Annotated in this window: 11 protein-coding genes and 1 tRNA gene; 5 read left to right on the top strand and 7 right to left on the bottom strand. The window is 49.7% G+C overall.

Translation table 11 applies throughout. The annotated features are described in order from the left end of the window. The first annotated feature begins 6 nt into the window (after window positions 1-6). The gene (locus AABK39_RS00630) at window positions 7-1,335 is read left to right on the top strand and encodes an aspartate kinase (protein ID WP_338393008.1); all 1,329 of its coding nucleotides are present in this window, start codon (window positions 7-9) and stop codon (window positions 1,333-1,335) included. A gap of 45 nt (window positions 1,336-1,380) precedes the next feature. Here AABK39_RS00630 and AABK39_RS00625 read toward each other — a convergent pair whose 3' ends face one another. Continuing rightward, entirely contained in the window at window positions 1,381-1,560 is a 180-nt protein-coding gene (locus tag AABK39_RS00625) for a hypothetical protein (RefSeq protein WP_338393007.1), read from the bottom strand. Between the two features lie 85 nt (window positions 1,561-1,645). Here AABK39_RS00625 and AABK39_RS00620 point away from each other — a divergent pair, with 85 nt between their 5' ends. Next, window positions 1,646-2,917 (top strand): DNA cytosine methyltransferase, encoded by a 1,272-nt coding sequence (locus AABK39_RS00620; RefSeq protein ID WP_338393006.1) that lies wholly within the window; start codon window positions 1,646-1,648, stop codon window positions 2,915-2,917. Between the two features lie 58 nt (window positions 2,918-2,975). On the opposite strand, the gene lysA is transcribed toward AABK39_RS00620, so the two are convergent. Together lysA and AABK39_RS00610 are read right to left on the bottom strand one after the other, a co-directional pair. After that, entirely contained in the window at window positions 2,976-4,208 is a 1,233-nt protein-coding gene (gene lysA, locus AABK39_RS00615) for a diaminopimelate decarboxylase (RefSeq protein WP_338393005.1), read from the bottom strand. 90 nt (window positions 4,209-4,298) lie between these two features. After that, entirely contained in the window at window positions 4,299-4,799 is a 501-nt protein-coding gene (locus tag AABK39_RS00610) for a hypothetical protein (protein ID WP_338393004.1), read from the bottom strand. Window positions 4,800-5,513: 714 nt separating this feature from the next. On the opposite strand from AABK39_RS00610, the gene AABK39_RS00605 reads away from it, so the two are divergent. Then, a tRNA-Asp gene (locus AABK39_RS00605) sits at window positions 5,514-5,627 on the top strand. Window positions 5,628-6,128: 501 nt separating this feature from the next. On the opposite strand, the gene AABK39_RS00600 is transcribed toward AABK39_RS00605, so the two are convergent. Together AABK39_RS00600 and gltB are read right to left on the bottom strand one after the other, a co-directional pair. Continuing rightward, a complete protein-coding gene (locus tag AABK39_RS00600; protein ID WP_338393003.1) occupies window positions 6,129-7,598 on the bottom strand; it encodes a glutamate synthase subunit beta in 1,470 nt (489 codons plus the stop codon). A gap of 89 nt (window positions 7,599-7,687) precedes the next feature. Then, a complete protein-coding gene (gltB, locus tag AABK39_RS00595) occupies window positions 7,688-12,217 on the bottom strand; it encodes a glutamate synthase large subunit (RefSeq protein WP_338393002.1) in 4,530 nt (1,509 codons plus the stop codon). A gap of 628 nt (window positions 12,218-12,845) precedes the next feature. Here gltB and AABK39_RS00590 point away from each other — a divergent pair. Beyond that, window positions 12,846-14,174 (top strand): ammonium transporter, encoded by a 1,329-nt coding sequence (locus AABK39_RS00590; RefSeq protein ID WP_338393001.1) that lies wholly within the window; start codon window positions 12,846-12,848, stop codon window positions 14,172-14,174. A 179-nt stretch (window positions 14,175-14,353) separates the two neighbouring features. On the opposite strand, the gene kbl is transcribed toward AABK39_RS00590, so the two are convergent. Then, the gene (kbl, locus tag AABK39_RS00585) at window positions 14,354-15,550 is read right to left on the bottom strand and encodes a glycine C-acetyltransferase (protein ID WP_338393000.1); all 1,197 of its coding nucleotides are present in this window, start codon (window positions 15,548-15,550) and stop codon (window positions 14,354-14,356) included. 381 nt (window positions 15,551-15,931) lie between these two features. Between kbl and AABK39_RS00580 the strand changes: the two genes are divergently transcribed. Then, on the top strand, window positions 15,932-16,891 hold the full coding sequence (locus AABK39_RS00580) for an NAD-dependent epimerase/dehydratase family protein (protein WP_338392999.1): 960 nt from the start codon (window positions 15,932-15,934) through the stop codon (window positions 16,889-16,891). Between the two features lie 73 nt (window positions 16,892-16,964). On the opposite strand, the gene AABK39_RS00575 is transcribed toward AABK39_RS00580, so the two are convergent. After that, on the bottom strand, window positions 16,965-18,749 hold the full coding sequence (locus tag AABK39_RS00575; RefSeq protein WP_338392998.1) for a hypothetical protein: 1,785 nt from the start codon (window positions 18,747-18,749) through the stop codon (window positions 16,965-16,967). Window positions 18,750-18,755: the final 6 nt, after the last annotated feature.

The following is an 18,755-nucleotide window of genomic DNA, read 5'->3' as shown; positions in this document are numbered from 1 at the left end:
GCAAACATGAAAGTTCTAAAATTCGGAGGCACATCGGTGGGATCACCGGAACGCATGCACAACGTAGCCACGCTCGTCACTCGCGATTCCGAGAAAAAAATCGTCGTACTTTCCGCCGTTTCGGGCACTACCAATTCATTGGTGGCCATTGGGGAGGCTCTTTTCGCATCGGAAAATGAAGAGGCGAAAAAGCATATCGAAGAATTATATCAAAGTTATCAGGTTTTCCCTGAAAATCTGGTGACCGAAGAAGCCTATAAAACCGAGATCAAGTCGATCATCGACGAGCACTTCAAGTTCATCAGAAGCTTAGTCGGATCGTTCTTCAACAACAGGCTCAATAACGAACTCTTGGCGCAGGGCGAGTTGATGTCCACCAAGATGTTCACCGTATACCTCAAAGAGCAGGGAGCCAAAGCTCACCTTTTGCCGGCTTTGGACTATATGCTCATCAACGAGGACAAGGAGCCTGTTATCGAATTCACTACCGAGCGTCTCCAGCCGATCCTCGACGAGAATGACGACGTTCAGGTATTCGTGACCCAAGGTTTCATCTGCCGAAACCACGAAGGCGAAATCGACAACCTTCAGCGCGGTGGCAGTGATTATTCGGCCTCATTGATAGCGGCGGGAATCAATGCCGAAGAGTGCCAGATCTGGACAGACATTGACGGGATGCACAACAACGACCCGCGCTTCGTGGAAAATACCTTCCCCGTAGCCGAGTTGTCGTTCCACGAGGCCTCGGAGCTCGCTTACTTCGGTGCGAAGATCCTTCATCCGACCTCAATCATTCCGGCCCAGAAGTACAACATCCCCGTACGTCTGAAAAACACGTTGGACCCGGACGCTGACGGCACTTACATCAGCGAGACCGAATATTCTTGCGGCATCAAGTCTATCGCGGCCAAAGACGGTATCACCGCCATCAAGATCAAATCCAGCCGTATGGTGATGGCTTACGGTTTCCTCAGAAAAGTGTTTGAGGTATTCGAAAAACACCGTACGCCAATCGATATGATCACAACTTCGGAAGTGGCCGTATCATTGACCATCGACGATGACTCGCAACTTACCGAAATCGTGCGCGAGTTGGCCGTTTACGGAAAAGTACAGGTTGACCAAGGCCAGACTATTATTTGCGCCGTGGGCAACTTCAAAGGTCGCTACCAGGCCGTAGCCGCCCGCATCGTGGATTCGCTCAAGGATTACCCGATCCGTATGATCTCTTATGGCGGAAGCGACTACAACGTATCGGTACTTATAGACACGAACTATAAGCAAAAAGCGCTGAAAACCCTTAACGAGGCCTTGTTCCTTAACCCTGAATACTAATTCGGACAAAGGGTAAAACCGCATTCGAAAACCCTCTGAAGGCGATCACCTTGGAGGGTTTTTTCTTTTTCCGCTCCGGCCTTGCCCAAACAACACCGCCCCGGCCACCAAGGCTCCCACCAGCAAAATACCTGCGAGCGTAAAAAGTAAAGTGTTGGAATATCCGGGATTCTTGTAATTTTGCGGAAACGGCTCCGACCTGTCCGTACTTGTTTTGTGTTGCATAAACATTTGTCTTTATCACAGAACCGGACATACCCGAAAGCGTTTTGCCAACTATTCAAATTCAATAATTTTCGGTATAACATAAATGAACCAACCGACAAAAAAGGTATTGTCTCTGTTTTCCGGATGCGGCGGAATGGACCTGGGCTTCGAAGGAGGATTTTCCGTACACAAGGCAAACCTAAATCCCATAGCCAATTTCGGTTGGATTGAAGGCCCCACCGATTCAGAACAAGTTCTCCTGAAAAAAAATCGGTTCGAAACCGTCTTCGCTAACGACATTAACCCTGACGCACAAACCGCTTGGACTCATTTTTTCAAAAAGTCATTCGGCTATTCCCCCACAACATTCAGGCTCGAAAGCGTAGTCGATATTGTAAAGCGTCATAAAGCGGGCGAAAATATCCTGCCTAAAAATGTAGACGTAGTAACGGGCGGATTCCCTTGCCAAGATTTCAGCTTATCGGGCAAAAGGAACGGGCTGAATTCCCATAAAGACCATACTGGAAAAATCATCGGAGACGAGGACATTCCCTCTATCGAAACCCGCGGACAACTGTACTGCTGGATGAAAGAGGTGATCGAGATCTGTCAGCCAAAAGTGTTTGTGGCAGAGAACGTAAAAGGGCTGGTAAACCTTGGGGATGTTAAGGACATTATACAAAAAGATTTCTCCGCCACTTCAAACGACGGTTATCTAGTCGTATCTCCACAAGTTTTGGCCGCTTGGAAATTTGGTATCCCACAGAACCGCGAACGCGTTATCTTTATCGGCTTCAAAAGGTCGGCTCTCACTCCCGAGGCTTTGGAGGCCTTGTCTATGGAAGACATTCCGAAAGAGTTCGACCCTTACCCAAAAGCCACTCACACCAAACCAGTGAAGAAAGATGTCCCCGAAGAACTTTCCGAAACCAAACTTTCCGACATCCTGAGCGATTTGCCGGAACCGGACGGTGTAACCGACCTTTCGCACCGACATTATTCCAAAGCGAAATTTATGGGCAAACACTGCCAAGGACAAGGGGAAATAAGTCTAAACGGAATAAGTCCCACCATTAGAGCCGAGCATCACGGAAATATCGAATTCCGGAGATTGAATGCTCATAATGGCGGAAAAAACATTAAAGAACTCCAGGCCGGAAAACCGCAACGCCGACTTTCCCTCCGCGAATGCGCAAGGATTCAAACCTTCCCCGACGATTTCGAATTCGTAATACCAGCAACGGGAAAAACACGCAAAAGGTGGGACCTCAGCCCATCGCAAGGGTACAAAGTAATCGGAAACGCCGTGCCACCGTTCTTGGCCTACCATATCGCCCGGAATCTGGAAGAAAAATGGAATCTCTTTTTTAAATAGAAAAACGGCCACCGGAAATTCATCCGACGGCCGTTTTTTATTCTTAAAACCGAACTTTCTACAGTTCGATTTCCACTTGGTTTCTCAAAAGATCGTCAAGGGTTTCACGCTGGCGGATAAGCTTAGCCTCGCCTTTGTATACCATTACCTCGGCCGGACGCAAACGCGAGTTGTAGTTCGAAGCCATGCTGAAGCCATACGCTCCGGCGTTCTTAATAGCCAAAATATCGCCTTCGCGCACTTCGTGCATTTGCCTGTCCCAACCAAACGTATCCGTTTCGCAAATATACCCCACTATGGTATACACGCGCTTGGTTCCCGAAGTATTCGACACGTTTACGATTTCGTGGTGGGCACCGTACATCATTGGGCGGATAAGGTGGTTTTGCCCCGAATCCACTCCAACAAATACGGTAGCCGGCGTAGTTTTGAGCGTATTCGCCCTTACCAAGAAATACCCGGACTCGCTTACGATAAATTTGCCCGGCTCAAACCAAAGCTCCAGCTTACGCCCGTATTCCTTGCAGAACGCCTTAAAAGCAGAACCCAACTTCTTGCCCAGCTCTTGAAGGTCGGTCGTAATGTCGTCGTCCTTATAGGCTACCTTGAAGCCGCTACCGAAATCGATAAACTCAAGATCAGGGAAATGAGTAGCCGATTCGAAAATAATCTCAGCGCCGCGCAAGAACACTTCCGGATCCAGAATATCTGAACCAGTGTGTACGTGCAGGCCGTTAATGCGCATGTTACACGCCTTAACGATTCGCTCGATATGGCGCATCTGGTAAACCGAAATTCCAAATTTCGAGTCAATATGCCCGGTAGAAATCTTGTTGTTACCGCCCGCCATAATGTGCGGATTCAGACGGATACAGCAAGACTTCGTTCCCCCGTACTCGTTCCCGAACTGCTCCAAAATCGAAATATTGTCGATATTGATCTGCAATCCCAGTTCTACGGCTTCCCTGATTTCGGAAAACGCCACCGAATTTGGTGTAAACAGGATTTCGGAAGGCTTGAAACCGGCTCTAATACCCAGATGCGCTTCCTGAATCGAAACCACGTCCAGGCCGCAGCCCTGTTTTCGTATGAGTTTCAGGATGGAAAGGTTCGTCAAGGCCTTGGCAGCGTACTTCAGCTTAACGTTCAGGCCCTTGAAGCCGTCCTTAAGCTTTTGTACTTGTCCGGCAATCTTGTCCGCGTCATACACGTAAACGGGGGTGCCGAACTGCTCGGCGATATCCGTAAGCTTCAAGCCCTGGATCGTGTAAACGTTGTTGTTCAGTTCCATTAGAAAACTCATTTATAATATGTAAACCGCAAACGGACCTGAACAAAGGTCCCTTCCGCGGCGCTCCGCTCCGGAGCGAGTCTATTCTGGTTATCCGTTAACGGATTTGTCAAAAGCCTTCACGGCTATAGTGCCCACGGAGAGGATGACCCCTTGGGCCATCAAATTGTCCTGACCGAAAGTCGAATTGTAAACAAAGCCCGAAAGGAACTCCAACAACGGCGCCTGATTCTCTTTCGAGATGCGGTCATGCATCATCTTGGCGATTTCCTCGTCAGTCTTACCAGCCAAATCCTCCGTAGCCTGACTCTCGTTCATATGCACCTCAGCGGCGTCGGCCAACACGTCGTCCGTTACGGGTTGCAACTCGGGACTCAGCTCCTTGAAGCAAGCCCAAATCAGCGTCAGCACAAACACCAACAATTCAAAGTCACCGGGATTTTCCAACCGCTCCTCCATCAGGAAGCCATATCCCAGCACAAACGGCTGTTCTTGGCTGAAAGCCTGCATAATTTGCTCGGCTTGCGCCTCACTTTTGCCGCTCAGCTCGCTGGCAACCTTGTCAATAATTTCCTGGCTCACTTGAATCATGATCGTGAATTTTAGATAAGGAATGATTTGCAAATATACGCTTTCGGAAACCAATGTTATGCGATCGGAAGAAATTCCTTATGATAATTTCGGGCAAAATCGGCATTGTACATTAATGGTCATTCGGGTGTCCGAAAACCGCACACAATACTGACTTAAAAAAACACAACACCCTCAAAAACAACAACTTGTATTATTGGCACAACTATTGAAGAAAATAAAGACAGACTATAACATGTCCAAAATAGGACAAAATTTTCGATAACCGGACAAATACGGACAGGAAACAAAGGCCGTATATCCGAAAGAAAAAAATTGATGCGTGGCCAAGCCACGCACCATAAGATAGAATCAAAAGCATTAAAGATAACTTATAGGCCTGAACAACCTATAAGGGTGAACAATTGGTTAATTAATGTATGTTTGTTTGAGGTTGAAAGGGAGCAAAAGGCTCCCTTTCTTTGTTACATACAATTAGTTCCAACATACGTAAAAAATGAATACTCCTTGGTGCAATATTTTTATTTTCTCAACATATCAAGCACCGAACCGACCTCAATTATGACCGTCACATCAAAAGCCCACCTTTAATGACCTAGTCGTAAAAATTATAAATTTTTATTGCGATATTTTTAATAAAAAAATCATTTCTTTACATTTGTATTAACAGAAACAAAGAAGGATTAACGAATTCGGATTTCTTCTGGAAAACACTGTAGGGTGACGAAATTGGCAGACGTACCCTCCTGTCTCGGGGGTGGAGGTAAGGGACAAATCGCTTCGGCGACTAACCGCTCCGTGGAGGTTCGAATCCTTCTCCTACAGCCATATTCCGGCAAAAGAACGATTTGCCGCATCTATTTTAGCCATACTGTAGGGTGACGAAATTGGCAGACGTACCCTCCTGTCTCGGGGGTGGAGGTAAGGGATAAATCGCTTCGGCGACTAACCGCTCCGTGGAGGTTCGAATCCTTCTCCTACAGCTATTTTCTTACACGGAACTTTCGTTTATAAAAAACGAAAACACTGTAGGGTGACGAAATTGGCAGACGTGCCCTCCTGTCTCGGGGGTGGAGGTAAGGGACAAATCGTTTCGGCGACTAACCGCTCCGTGGAGGTTCGAATCCTTCTCCTACAGCATAATCTCACCGTCTTTACTTCTTTCGAAAACGGATTAGCCCGACAGCTTTTCCGTTTTTTTTATGCCCTCGATTTTTTGGGCAAAAAGAAAGGCGGGGACCTCTCCCCGCCTTAGCGAACGTACCTAAACACCTGATGAATAAGGTTTTCTTTAAACCCGGACCCAAAGGCCCGGGATTCAGCTATTTATTATACAGCGATAACTGATTCGTTTTTCTGCTCAAGCACCGACTCTTTGCCAGTCAGGTACTCGTCCATTTCCTTGGCGCATTCCCGGCCTTCGGACATCGCCCAAACGACCAAAGACTGGCCACGGCGCATATCGCCGGCGGCGAAAACACCGGGAACGTCGGTCTGGTAAGAGCTAGTGGCGGTGGCTACATTTCCACGGCCGTCAAGGCTTACGCCAAGATCTTCCACCAAGCCTTCTTTCTGAGGATGCACGAAACCGATGGCCAACAAAGCCAAATCGCACTTCAGTACTTTTTCCGTGCCTTCCACCTCCACGAATGTCGGGCGCCCGCCGTCTTTTGGCGTATCCCAGCGGACTTCGGCAATCTTGAGACCCGTAACCTCGCCGTTTTCACCTTTGGTAAATTCCTTGGTCAAAACAGCCCACTTACGGTCGCAACCTTCCTCATGCGAAGTGGAGGTCCGCAACATCATCGGCCACATCGGCCAAGGAGTTGATTCGGCTCTCTGGGCCGGAGGCTTCGGCATAAGCTCCAATTGCGTGATAGTCGTCGCGCCGTGGCGGTTTGACGTTCCCACACAGTCGGCGCCAGTATCGCCACCACCGATTACGATTACGTGCTTCTCCGTTGCCCGGATTTGGTCCGGCACATCGTCACCCGCCACCTTCTTATTCTGTTGCTTAAGGAAGTCCATCGCAAAATGAATTCCTTCGGCCTCACGGCCCGGAATCGGCAAGTCACGCGGAATAGTGGATCCTCCGCAAAGCGCCACGGCGTCAAATTCGTCGTGGAGTTGCTCTACAGTGAAGTCAACACCAACGTTTACGCTGGTTTTGAACACGATGCCTTCCTCTTCCATCACCTTCGTACGGCGATCGATTACCCATTTTCCGAGTTTGAAATCCGGAATACCGTAGCGCAACAATCCGCCTACGCGGTCGTCACGTTCGAATACCGTCACCGAATGACCGGCTTTGTTGAGCTGCGCGGCCGCGGCGAGTCCCGCAGGGCCAGAGCCTACAACGGCCACTTTTTTCCCGGTCCGGCTTTTCGGAGGCTGAGGAGTCACCAATCCGTTCGAAAAGGCTTTCTCGATAATCGTTTTCTCGATATTCTCGATTGTTACCGGAGGCTGGTTAATTCCCAACACGCAGGCCGACTCGCAAGGAGCCGGGCAAATACGTCCGGTAAATTCGGGGAAGTTGTTTGTGGAGAGCAAAATCTCCGCGGCCTCTTCCCAGTTTTTCTGATAAACGGCCTCGTTAAATTCCGGGATAATATTTCCCAGAGGACAGCCGCTATGGCAAAACGGCACACCGCAGTCCATACAGCGGGCTGCCTGATTATTAATGTTCTCGTCTGAAAATTCGAGATAAAACTCTTTATAATTCTGCACTCGGGTGAGCGGATCAACCTTGCCTGGCAACTGACGATCAAATTCTAAGAATCCCGTCGGCTTTCCCATGATTCAATTCCTTTTTCTGTTCCAAAATCAAAACCGGAAGATTATACGACGCGCCGGTGTTTGTCGGCCGGCCCGTCGCGTTTGCCATATCAGGCGACCGCTTCTTCCCCTTGCGGTTTTTCCTGAAGAGCCGCCTTGCGCTTGAGCAAGACCGCCTTGTAGTCGGTCGGCATTACCTTCTTGAAGTAAGGCAAGGCCATTTCCCACTGACGGATAATGCGCTTGGCCGTTCCGCTGCCAGTCAACTGGGCGTGGTGGGTGATCAAGTCATTTACCCGTTCGATATCCTCGTCCTCCATCGGGTCGAAGTTCACGAGCTCCATGTTGCAGTTCTCGGCCAGCTTGTTCTCCTTGTCGTACACGTAAGCCACGCCGCCGCTCATACCCGCAGCAAAGTTTCTGCCCGTAGCGCCAAGCACTACGGCCGTTCCGCCGGTCATGTACTCGCAACCGTGGTCGCCCACGCCCTCAACTACCGCCGTGGCTCCTGAGTTACGCACGCAGAAACGCTCGCCGGCACGTCCACGGATAAACACTTCGCCGGAAGTGGCTCCGTAAAGGGCTACGTTACCTACGATTATATTCTCGCGGGCGCGGAACATCGACGAATCGTCCGGACGGACAATTATGCGGGCTCCCGAGAGGCCTTTCGCAAAGTAGTCGTTCGCTTCGCCCTCAAGGTCGATTTCGATTCCTTTGGCTCCGAACACCCCGAAACTCTGACCGGCCGATCCTTTAATATCGAGCTTGATAGTCCCGTCCGGCAATCCGGCCGAACCGAAAGCTTTCGACACTTCGTTCGAGAGCATCGCACCAACCGAGCGGTTAGTGTTGACGATATCGAAAGAGGCTTTTACAGCTTCGCCTTTTTCCAAAGCCGGCTGTACGGCCTCGATCATCTTGCGGTCGAGGATTTCGTAAATGTCGTGCGCTTGCTCGACAGTGTTATATACAGGTTCGTCTGACTCTTCTTTGTAAAGAACAGGGGAGAGATCAAGCGACTTCAGCTTCCAGTGGTCAAGCTCGTCCGTTACTTTAAGCACGTCACCGGCTTTGCCCACCATTTCGTCAACAGTGCGGAAACCGAGCTCGGCCATAACTTCCCTGAGTTCTTCGGCCAAGAAAGAGAACATGTTCACTACGTGGTCCGGATCTCCGCTGAAGAGTTTGCGGAGCTCTTTGCGCTGGGTGGCAACACCCACCGGGCAAGTGTTCAGATGACATTTTCTCATCATGATACAGCCTTCCACAACCAAAGCGGCCGTAGATACGCCCCATTCTTCGGCACCGAGAAGCGCCGCTACCGCCAAGTCGCGTCCTGTACGGATCTGGCCGTCGGTCTGGAGCACGATGCGGTTACGCAGTTTATTTTTCACCAATGTCTGGTGCGCTTCGGCCAAGCCGAGTTCCCACGGCAAGCCAGCGTGCATAATCGAGCTAAGGGGAGAAGCGCCCGTTCCGCCGTCGTATCCCGAAATCAGGATGGCGTCGGCTTTGGCTTTGGCCACTCCGGCGGCCACTGTACCTACGCCAGCCTCGGAAACGAGCTTGACGTTGATACGCGCCTTGCGGTTGGCGTTTTTCAAATCATAAATCAGCTGGGCCAGGTCCTCGATAGAATAGATGTCATGGTGAGGAGGAGGGGAGATAAGTCCCACGCCCGGAGTAGAGTTACGCACACGTCCGATCCAGTCATCCACTTTGTGGCCCGGAAGCTGACCGCCTTCGCCCGGCTTGGCGCCTTGGGCTACTTTGATCTGCAGTTCCTCCGCGTTGGAAAGGTAATGGCTGGTTACGCCAAAACGTCCGGAAGCGACCTGCTTGATGGCCGAGCGTTCCCAATCGCCGTTTTCCTTGCGTTCGAAACGTACTTCGTCTTCGCCACCTTCGCCACTGTTACTCTTACCGCCGATGCGGTTCATGGCAACGGCCAATGTGCTGTGCGCTTCGTAAGAAATCGACCCGAAAGACATCGCTCCTGTGGCGAATCTTTTGAAGATCGACTCTTTAGGCTCAACTTCTTCCAAAGGAATAGATTCCCTTTTCTTGAAATCCAACAAACTACGGAGCGTGATATTGCGCTTCGACTGGTCGTTGATTTTTGAGGCGTACTCCTTATATACAGAGTAGTTGTTTTCCCTTGTCGAACGTTGCAACAACGAAATCGTCTCAGGGTTGAACAAATGAGCCTCGCCACGGCGTTTCCATTGGTAAAGACCGCCGGTATCCAGCTTCTTACGGCCGGCTTCGTCATTGAAAGCGTAATTGTGACGGGCCAAAACTTCCTTGGCGATTCCGTCGAAATCCAAGCCTTCGATACGGCTTACCGTTCCGGCAAAACACTTGTCCACTACCTTGGAGCTTACGCCCAAGGCTTCGAAAATCTGGGCTCCGTGGTACGACTGCAAAGTCGAGATACCCATTTTCGAGAATATTTTCAGCAAGCCCAATCCGATGGACTTGATATAACTCTTGTTGAGTTCTTTTTCCGTATAAGTCTTGCTCAGCAAGCCTTTGCGACTCATATCGTGCAAAGTCTCGAAAGCCATATACGGGTTTACGGCAGTGGCTCCGTAACCGATCAGGGTAGCGAAGTGGTGCGTTTCGCGAACGTCACCGGCTTCTACCACCAAGCTTACGCGAACACGTGTTCCGGAATTCACCAAGTGGTGGTGAATAGCGCCCACGGCCAACAACGACGGAATCGCAGCTTTTCCTTCGGTGATATTTCTATCGGAAAGAAGCAGGATGTTTTGTCCTTCGTTCACGATCGCTTCGTCGGCTGCTTGGCAGATGGCGTCAATCGCCTCTTCCATACGGCCTTCTTTGCCGTCGGCGTCGAAAAGGATATCGATCACTTTCGTGCGGAAGTTGGTGTGCTTCACGCAACGGATCTTGTCGAGCTGAACGTTTGTCAACACTGGCTGGTCGAGTCCGATTTGCTTACAGTGCTGAGGCGTTTCAGACAGTATATTAAATGTAGGGCCAAGGCCAGTGTTCAGCGACATCACCAATCGCTCGCGCAACGGATCAATCGGCGGGTTACTTACCTGGGCGAACAACTGCTTGAAATAATCCGAAAGGTGACGGCTTTTGCGGGAAAGGATGGCCAAAGGCGTATCGGCGCCCATAGATCCCAACGGTTCTTTGCCCTGCTCCACCATCGGTCCCAAAATCGTCTTCTGGTCTTCGGAAGTGAACCCGAAAGCGAGCTGACGCTCCAACAGGCTTTCTACGTCGGCCTGATAAGTAGGCTTCAGAGGTTTCGGAATATCGCGAAGCGGCACTTCGTTGGCGGCGAGCCACTCGTGGTAAGGTTTGCTGTTGCAAATCTCATCCTTGATTTCCTCGTCGCTTACGATACGGCCTTTCTCCAAATCCACCACGAACATACGTCCGGGCTGGAGACGGCCTTTGCTGATAATCGTTGACTGATCAACCGGTAATGCTCCGGCTTCGGAAGCCATAATCACACGGTCGTCATCAGTTACGCAGTAGCGCGACGGGCGGAGTCCGTTACGGTCGAGCGTAGCGCCCACACGGGTTCCGTCCGTAAAACAGATCGAGGCCGGGCCGTCCCAAGGCTCCATAATCGAGGCATGGAACTGATAGAAAGCCTTACGAACCGGATCCATCTGCTCATGCTCCTGCCAAGCTTCCGGCACCAACATCATCATAACATGCGGCAAAGGTCTGCCTCCGAGCATCAAAAGCTCGATCATGCTGTCGAGGTTGGCCGAATCTGAATTGGCCGGATCGCAAACCGGCTTGAGCATCTCAATCTCCTCGCGGGTGAACAGCGTCGATTCCAACAAAGTCTCGTTGGATCTCATCCAGTTCACGTTTCCGCGAATAGTGTTGATCTCTCCATTGTGCGCGATAAAACGGAAAGGCTGGGCGAGTTTCCACTTCGGGAAAGTGTTAGTGGAAAAACGCGAGTGCACCATAGCGAAAGCCGACTGTACGGCCTCGTTCGACAAGTCCTTATAATAAGGCTGTACTTGGTGCGTGGTAAGTTGCCCCTTGTAAGTTATCACTCGGCAAGAGAAAGAGGCAACGTAAAAGTCTTCGTGCTGATATTCCTTATTAATGGTATGCGAGGCCGCTTGGCGCAACACGTAAAGCTTGCGCTCTAAGGCGTCAGAGTCTTCAGCGCCGGCATGCGACACGAACATCTGTTCTATAACGGGCTCCGACGCAAGCGGAGCTTCACCCAAGCAGGAGTTGTCCGTGGGTACCGTCCGGTAGCCTAAAACTTCAAAGCCTAAATACTTGGCTTTGGTCTCCAACACCTTCTTGCAATCTTTTCGGGCTTCGTCGTCACTAGGGAAAAAGATCATTCCGGCACCGTATTTACCCGGCTCCGGCAATTCAAAACCCGCCCCTTTGGCGTAAGATTCAAAAAACGTGTATGGCAACTGGAACAAAATCCCCGCTCCGTCTCCAGACTGCGGGTCGCAACCACACCCGCCCCTGTGCTCCATGTTGGTCAACATCAAGAGCGCGTCGGTGATGGTCCGCGAAGAGGGCCTGTTTTTCAGGTTCGCGACAAAACCGATCCCGCAAGCGTCATGCTCCAACGACGGGGTGTACAGCGATCGAGTCAATTCTTCTCTCATCAATATTACTATTTATGTTTTTTCCCAGTCACAAATCCATAAAACATCTCTTCATCCCCTTAAGCCAACCAATTGTAATTATTCTACACAAGAGACTGTTTCGTTGAATTTTCAAAAATATTATACTGATTTTTTGCCTTATCAGCAAATTTTCATGCAATGTAATACGTAAATGGAAATTTTATATAACGAAGGCTTGCTTTTAACCCAAAACAATCGCTAAATTCGATTATAAATTAATTTTAGGGTATTTTAAAACCCTATTTCAATAATAAAAACAGATTTAAATGCCTTTTGCGGTTCTTTAAAATCCTTTTAGGCGATAAAAGGCGTGAAACAGGATAATAAAGGATCAATTTCGCAACTAGGAATATTTTTGGATTATTCGAAAGTTCGATATCGAGGAAAGGTAGAATTGAGGGGGAAAAGCTTTTGAAACGGCCCCAAGAGGGAAAGGCCCAGATTAGTAATCTCTGAAAATTACCAGTCAAAAAACGGTGATTTTTCAAAAAAGCCTAAACGGGAGAAATCCCAGCGAACACAAACAGCGGGTTACGGCAACAATCTGAAGGCAGAAACCGGGGCACAACACAGCAACTATTTAGATACGTTATAAATTGAAAGTCTTATGGAATCCATCTCCTTTCTCGGGCACATGGCCCTCAGTCTAGCCTCAACCAGTCTTCCGACAGAAGCGGCCGGAACCGCCTCGGAAATTGTAGAAAACTCAGGAGTACTTGCACTGACAATCAACAATGTTTGGATGATGATTGCCATAGCAATGGTCTTTGTCATGCACCTCGGATTCGCTTGTGTGGAAGCGGGTTTCACCCAAGCCAAAAACACGGTTAACATCCTATTTAAGAACACTATAACCCCTGCTGTTGGTATCCTCAGCTATGCGGTTGTAGGCTTCATGATCATGTATCCTTCGGAGTGGATTATGGAGGGGATTTTCGGATTTGGCGTAGGTTTACAAGCCCCGGAGAGCAACGGCTCTTTGAACTTAGCTTATAACGAGGGTTACACCTACTGGACAGACTTCTTGTTCCAGGCCATGTTCGCTGCCACTACGGCCACCATCGTTTCGGGCGCTGTAGCCGAAAGGATCAAACTAACCTCATATATGATATTCACCGCCATCTACGTGAGTTTTATCTATCCGATTATCGGTTCATGGCACTGGGGAGGCGGTTTTCTCGCCGAATTGGGATTCTATGACTTCGCCGGATCCACGCTCGTTCACGCCGTTGGCGGTTGGGGCGCATTGGCCGGCGTAATCGTCCTCGGGCCCCGGATGGGCAAATACACCGAAGGAAAAGTAAAAGACTTCGCCGGCGCTTCGGTTCCATTGACAGTAATCGGCGTGTTCCTCCTTTGGTTCGGATGGTTCGGATTCAACGGCGGCAGCGTACTCTCGGCTAATCCCGCCAGCACTTCGCTTGTTCTCGTTACTACATCATTGGCGGCCGCGGCCGGAGCTATCGGAGCCTTCGCAGCCACTTCTTTCATGTTGCACAAGCTTGACTTGGGCATGGTATTGAACGGAATCTTGGCCGGACTCGTAGGTATCACAGCCGGAGCCGACTTGATGAATCCTTACGAAGCTATCGTTATCGGATTATTCGCTGGCGTAGCTGTTGTAGCCGCCGCTATCTTCATCGACCGCAAGCTGAAACTTGACGACTGCGTGGGCGCCATCTCGGTACACTTGGTGGGCGGTATTATCGGAACATTGGCCGTAGGCCTCTTGGGCGACAAAGCCGGACTTTCCCAGCTTCTCGTTCAGCTTACCGGCACAGGCGTTGTCGCTGTAGCCGCTTTCGGTTCCTCATTCGCCATCTTCAAAGTTATGGACGCTCTCCGCGGTATCCGCGTATCTCCGGAACACGAAAAAGTGGGACTCGACAGCCACGAGCACGGAATGAGGGGTTACACCATCGTATTCGACGAATAAAAACAAACATACCCTACCATTACTCTTGCGCTATCTAACGCAAACCCGAACTTACCAAAGGCTCTCCATCCCCCGGAGAGCCTTTTTCTATGCAAACAAAAAAGCCAGACGAATAACGCCCGGCTTTTCCTATGCCCGCCCACCAAATCCGGCAAACGGTTATTTCTATTTCAAAAAGATTACTTGATCACGCCAAGCTCTTTCCCTACTTCGATAAAGGCCGCGATAGCTTTTTCGATATGCTCCGTACTGTGGCCCGCTGAGATCTGAACACGAATTCTGGCCTGCCCTTGCGGTACTACCGGATAATAGAACCCGATCACGTAGATTCCGCGCTCCAACATTTTGGCTGCGAATTCCTGAGAAAGCTTCGCGTCATACAACATCACCGGTACGATAGGATGCGTACCCGGCTTGATATCGAAACCGGCTTCGGTCATCTTCGTACGGAACAACTCCGTATTTTCCCAAAGGCGCTCACGCAACTCGCCAGTCTCCGACAGCATATCCAACACCCGGATAGATGCGCCAACAATAGCCGGAGCCAAAGTATTCGAAAACAAGTAAGGGCGCGAACGCTGGCGCAACATGTCGATGATCTCCTTACGGCCGGAAGTAAATCCGCCAGAAGCTCCGCCCAAGGCTTTGCCAAGCGTACTTGTGATGATATCGATACGGTCTTCAACACCGAAAAGCTCGTGAACGCCACGGCCGTTCGGGCCCATAAAGCCTGAAGAATGGCTTTCGTCAATCATCACCAAAGCCTTGTACTTGTCGGCCAAGTCACAGATTTTGTCAAGCTGGGCGATCGTGCCGTCCATTGAGAACACAGAGTCCGTAACGATGATTCTGTGCGTGGTGTCCGCCTCTACGGCCGCTTGCAATTGCTTCTCAAGATCCGCCATATCGTTGTGCAGATAACGGAATCTTTTGGCTTTGCACAAACGCACGCCGTCAATGATCGAAGCGTGGTTCAGCTGATCCGAGATAATAGCGCTATCGGCGCCCAACAAAGGCTCGAACACACCGCCATTGGCATCAAAAGCCGCGGCGTAAAGGATAGTGTCTTCGGTTTTGAAAAACTCGGAAATACGACGCTCCAATTTCTTGTGGATGTCCTGGGTTCCGCAAATGAAGCGTACCGAAGACATGCCGTAACCGTGCGTATCCATAGTCGCCTTGGCGGCTTTGATCACTTCCGGGTGCGACGAAAGCCCCAAGTAATTATTAGCGCAGAAGTTGATCACTTCGCTTCCGTCTTCCAACTTAATATCCGCCGCCTGCGGGCTGGCGATAATCCGCTCGCGCTTGTACAAGCCGGCCTCGTCAATTGCCTTCAGCTCCTTTTCAAGCTCAGGTTTCAATGTTTCGTACATTATTCACTCGGTTTTGTGGGTCGTCTTACTTGGACTTTGGGTCTTGCCGGTTTCGCCTTCGTTTCTTCCTTCCCTTCGGCCTCAACAAAAAGATACTTTCTCCGAAGCGGGTTGATGTTGTACAATTTACGGGCAACAAAGCTCTCCGGACTGCACACTTTGTACTCCCGTTCATAAGACAAGTACAAATTCTCCTCATTCCGACGAAACGCATCGGGATCGATCTTCTTTGATCGTAAAAACTCGGCAAAGTCCATAAGAATATTTTTGCTTTAAAAATACGAAAAATGATCGCTCGTTAAGCAGGTGAAGCGCAGAAAAAAATCGACTGGCGTCTCATGCGAAATTTCGTATAATTGTAATGTACACAACTCCCTGATAATGAATAGGATTTTGATAACTGGCGCCTTCGGGCAATTAGGTTCCGAGATCACGGATGAACTCAGAACAAAATACGGAGAAAGCAACGTCGTAGCATCGGATATTTCGAAAGATCACCCGAAAGCGAAGGAAGGTATTTTCGAATATCTGGACGTAACCGATGCGGAAAGATTGGAGGAGATCGTGGAAAAACACGGAATCACACAAATCTACCACCTTGCGGCTTTACTTTCTTCGGTTGGCGAGAGCAAGCCCCAAATGGCTTGGGACATCAACATGAACGGCTTGGTCAACGTGTTGGAAATTGCCAGAAAAAGAAACTTGGACAAAGTGTACTGGCCAAGTTCCATCGCAGTGTTCGGTCCTGATTCGCCGAAACAGGATACGCCACAAAACACTATCATGAACCCGACGACCATGTACGGGATCAGCAAACTCGCGGGCGAGAAGCTTTGCGAATATTACCACGCCAAGTTCGGCGTAGACGTACGAAGCATCCGCTATCCGGGCCTTATCGGTTGGAAAGCCTTGCCGGGCGGAGGCACCACCGATTATGCGGTAGACATTTACCACAAAGCTGTAAACAACGAGCCGTTTGAATGCTTCCTCGCCAAAGGCACCGCCCTGCCGATGATGTATATGGACGACGCCGTAAGGGGAACAATCGAACTGATGGAAGCTCCCGCCGAAAAGATCAAAGTACGGACTAGCTACAACTTCTCGGCTATCAGCTTCACTCCGGAAGAAATCCTCGCCTCAATCCAGAAGATCGTTCCGGAATTGGAAATGACTCACAACCCGGACCATCGTCAGGGCATCGCTGAGTCTTGGCCACAATCCATCGCCGACGACCACGCCCGCAAAGACTGGGGCTGGACTCCGGAGTTTGACCTTGACAGAATGTCAGAGGACATCATCAAAAACCTCCGTGAGATATATTACGCCCAAAAAGAAGCCTAAGGCTTTTCAATAAAGAACACAAAGGGTTGCCGACGAACGATCATCGGCAACCCTTTTTTATTCTCCAAACAAATCAGTCCGTCTCATCGACAACAACACCCTGGTACTCATTCGGGTTTATCGGCGACACGTGCAAACTGTAACCGGCATTATTCATTGCTTCAATAAAACGGTTCGCTACAATGGCGTAACCACGTTCGGTTGGGTGAATACCGTCTAGCGAGATTGCGTTACCCGTTATATAATTAGTATTTGCCGGAATCCCTCCAACTATTTCTCCTTCATAAAATTCCCGAATCAACGCTTCCCCATCCATCAACCCAAAGCCGTAAGCTTTGGCTCTGGATTTTATAAAATCATTATACGCTACTCTGGCTTGCTCCGCCAGATTGTATTCGTTCTCATCGAGAACATATTGTGTAGGAATCGGATTCGCAACGGCTTGCGCCCATACTCTCATCTCGCTTTCTTTCTCATCAATATCCGAAGCCAAGGCTCCGAGTTGGACTTCCACATCGGCTATCTGCTCCCGCAATGCTCCTAAATCGGCCTCCAAGTCTCGTGCTTCGTTACTTTTTTGCTCAGCCAACGCTTTTTGAGCTTCCGCATTTTCCGTATCGCCAGTCGCTTCAAAGTCTTCCGCTCTTTTATTTGCCAAAGCCCAAGCGTCCCAAGTTGCTTGTACTTGTTGCTGTTTAGCCTCCAAGTCCACTAGATATTGAGTCCGTTGCTCTTCCCATGTTCTCTTCTGCTCCAACATCTGCGCATACGCAGGCCAATTGCTTTGCAACAGCCCCATCGGTTCCGTTGCGTTAGTATTGATAAAGCCCAGACCCTCGCTCGCTATTTTTGGAATCTCAGGAATAAAAGACAACAGCATATAATCGGCCTCGTCCAAGACAACCCGGCGTACGGATTTCGAGCCTGACGCACCCAAAACTATAGCCGGATAATTCGCTCCAGCCACAAACAAATCGTCCCCACCTTCCGGAATATAGCCCGCCATGGCGTAAACCTGATTCATAAACATAGCCTGTTCCGATGTCAACACTTTAGGCAAAGCCTTGTTGGCTGACAATAATCCACCAACAGTCTGAAAGTACGGCAGGAGGGATATTTCTGGAATAGTGGCCAGCACACCTTTCAGCTTGGCATTCCGATTAACCATAGAGTCCAGTAAAGCTCCGTAAAGCCTTTCAAATTCCGGAAGGGGAGTAATCCCATTTATCCGGTAAGGCCCGATTCCATTCACACCAGCTTCCCCGCCAGAGGTGGCGTACAAAAGCACATCATTGTTTCCTTCCCAAATTATCGTAAACGTAGCTTCGCTCTCGGCCACAAAATCCAAATACGTTTTTCCTTCTTCGGCCGGCGGGAACAGACGCCCCGCATACGGATTCCAAGTCTTTACGGTGGAGATCGGCAAGCTCATTTCCGCCACTCTAATGGCGGGAATTCCCAAATTGTTAAAAGGGCCTTGGTCGGAAACATTATCGAAGGCGCCGGGAGTAGGGGGAATATTCTCAATAACCGGCGAACCATTCTTAAAGCCTTTCAAGACCATAACGCCCGTGGTCTGTCCTTCGGCCAACAAAGGCTGACGAAATTCATCGACACCAAAGCTTTTAAGCTGACGGGCGATAAGCGCCGGAAACGAATTAATCTGAGACGGTCTGGTCAAGCCTCCATTACGATATCCGGCAGATAGCGAATTCCCAACAACTACAAATTTCGAGAAGTCCACCTCTCCACCCGAAGCCGAAGGAATATCCTGAATATCTCTTTCGCAAGCTCCTAAAACGGCCATAGTCACCAATGAAGCCACACATGCGATAAATACCTTACCAAATGCTTTCATAAGACC

Origin of the sequence: Fulvitalea axinellae (assembly GCF_036492835.1) — a bacterium.
Lineage (GTDB): Bacteria > Bacteroidota > Bacteroidia > Cytophagales > Cyclobacteriaceae > Fulvitalea > Fulvitalea axinellae.
Note: the sequence above shows the minus strand (reverse complement) of the source record. Positions and strands in the feature narration are given on the sequence as shown.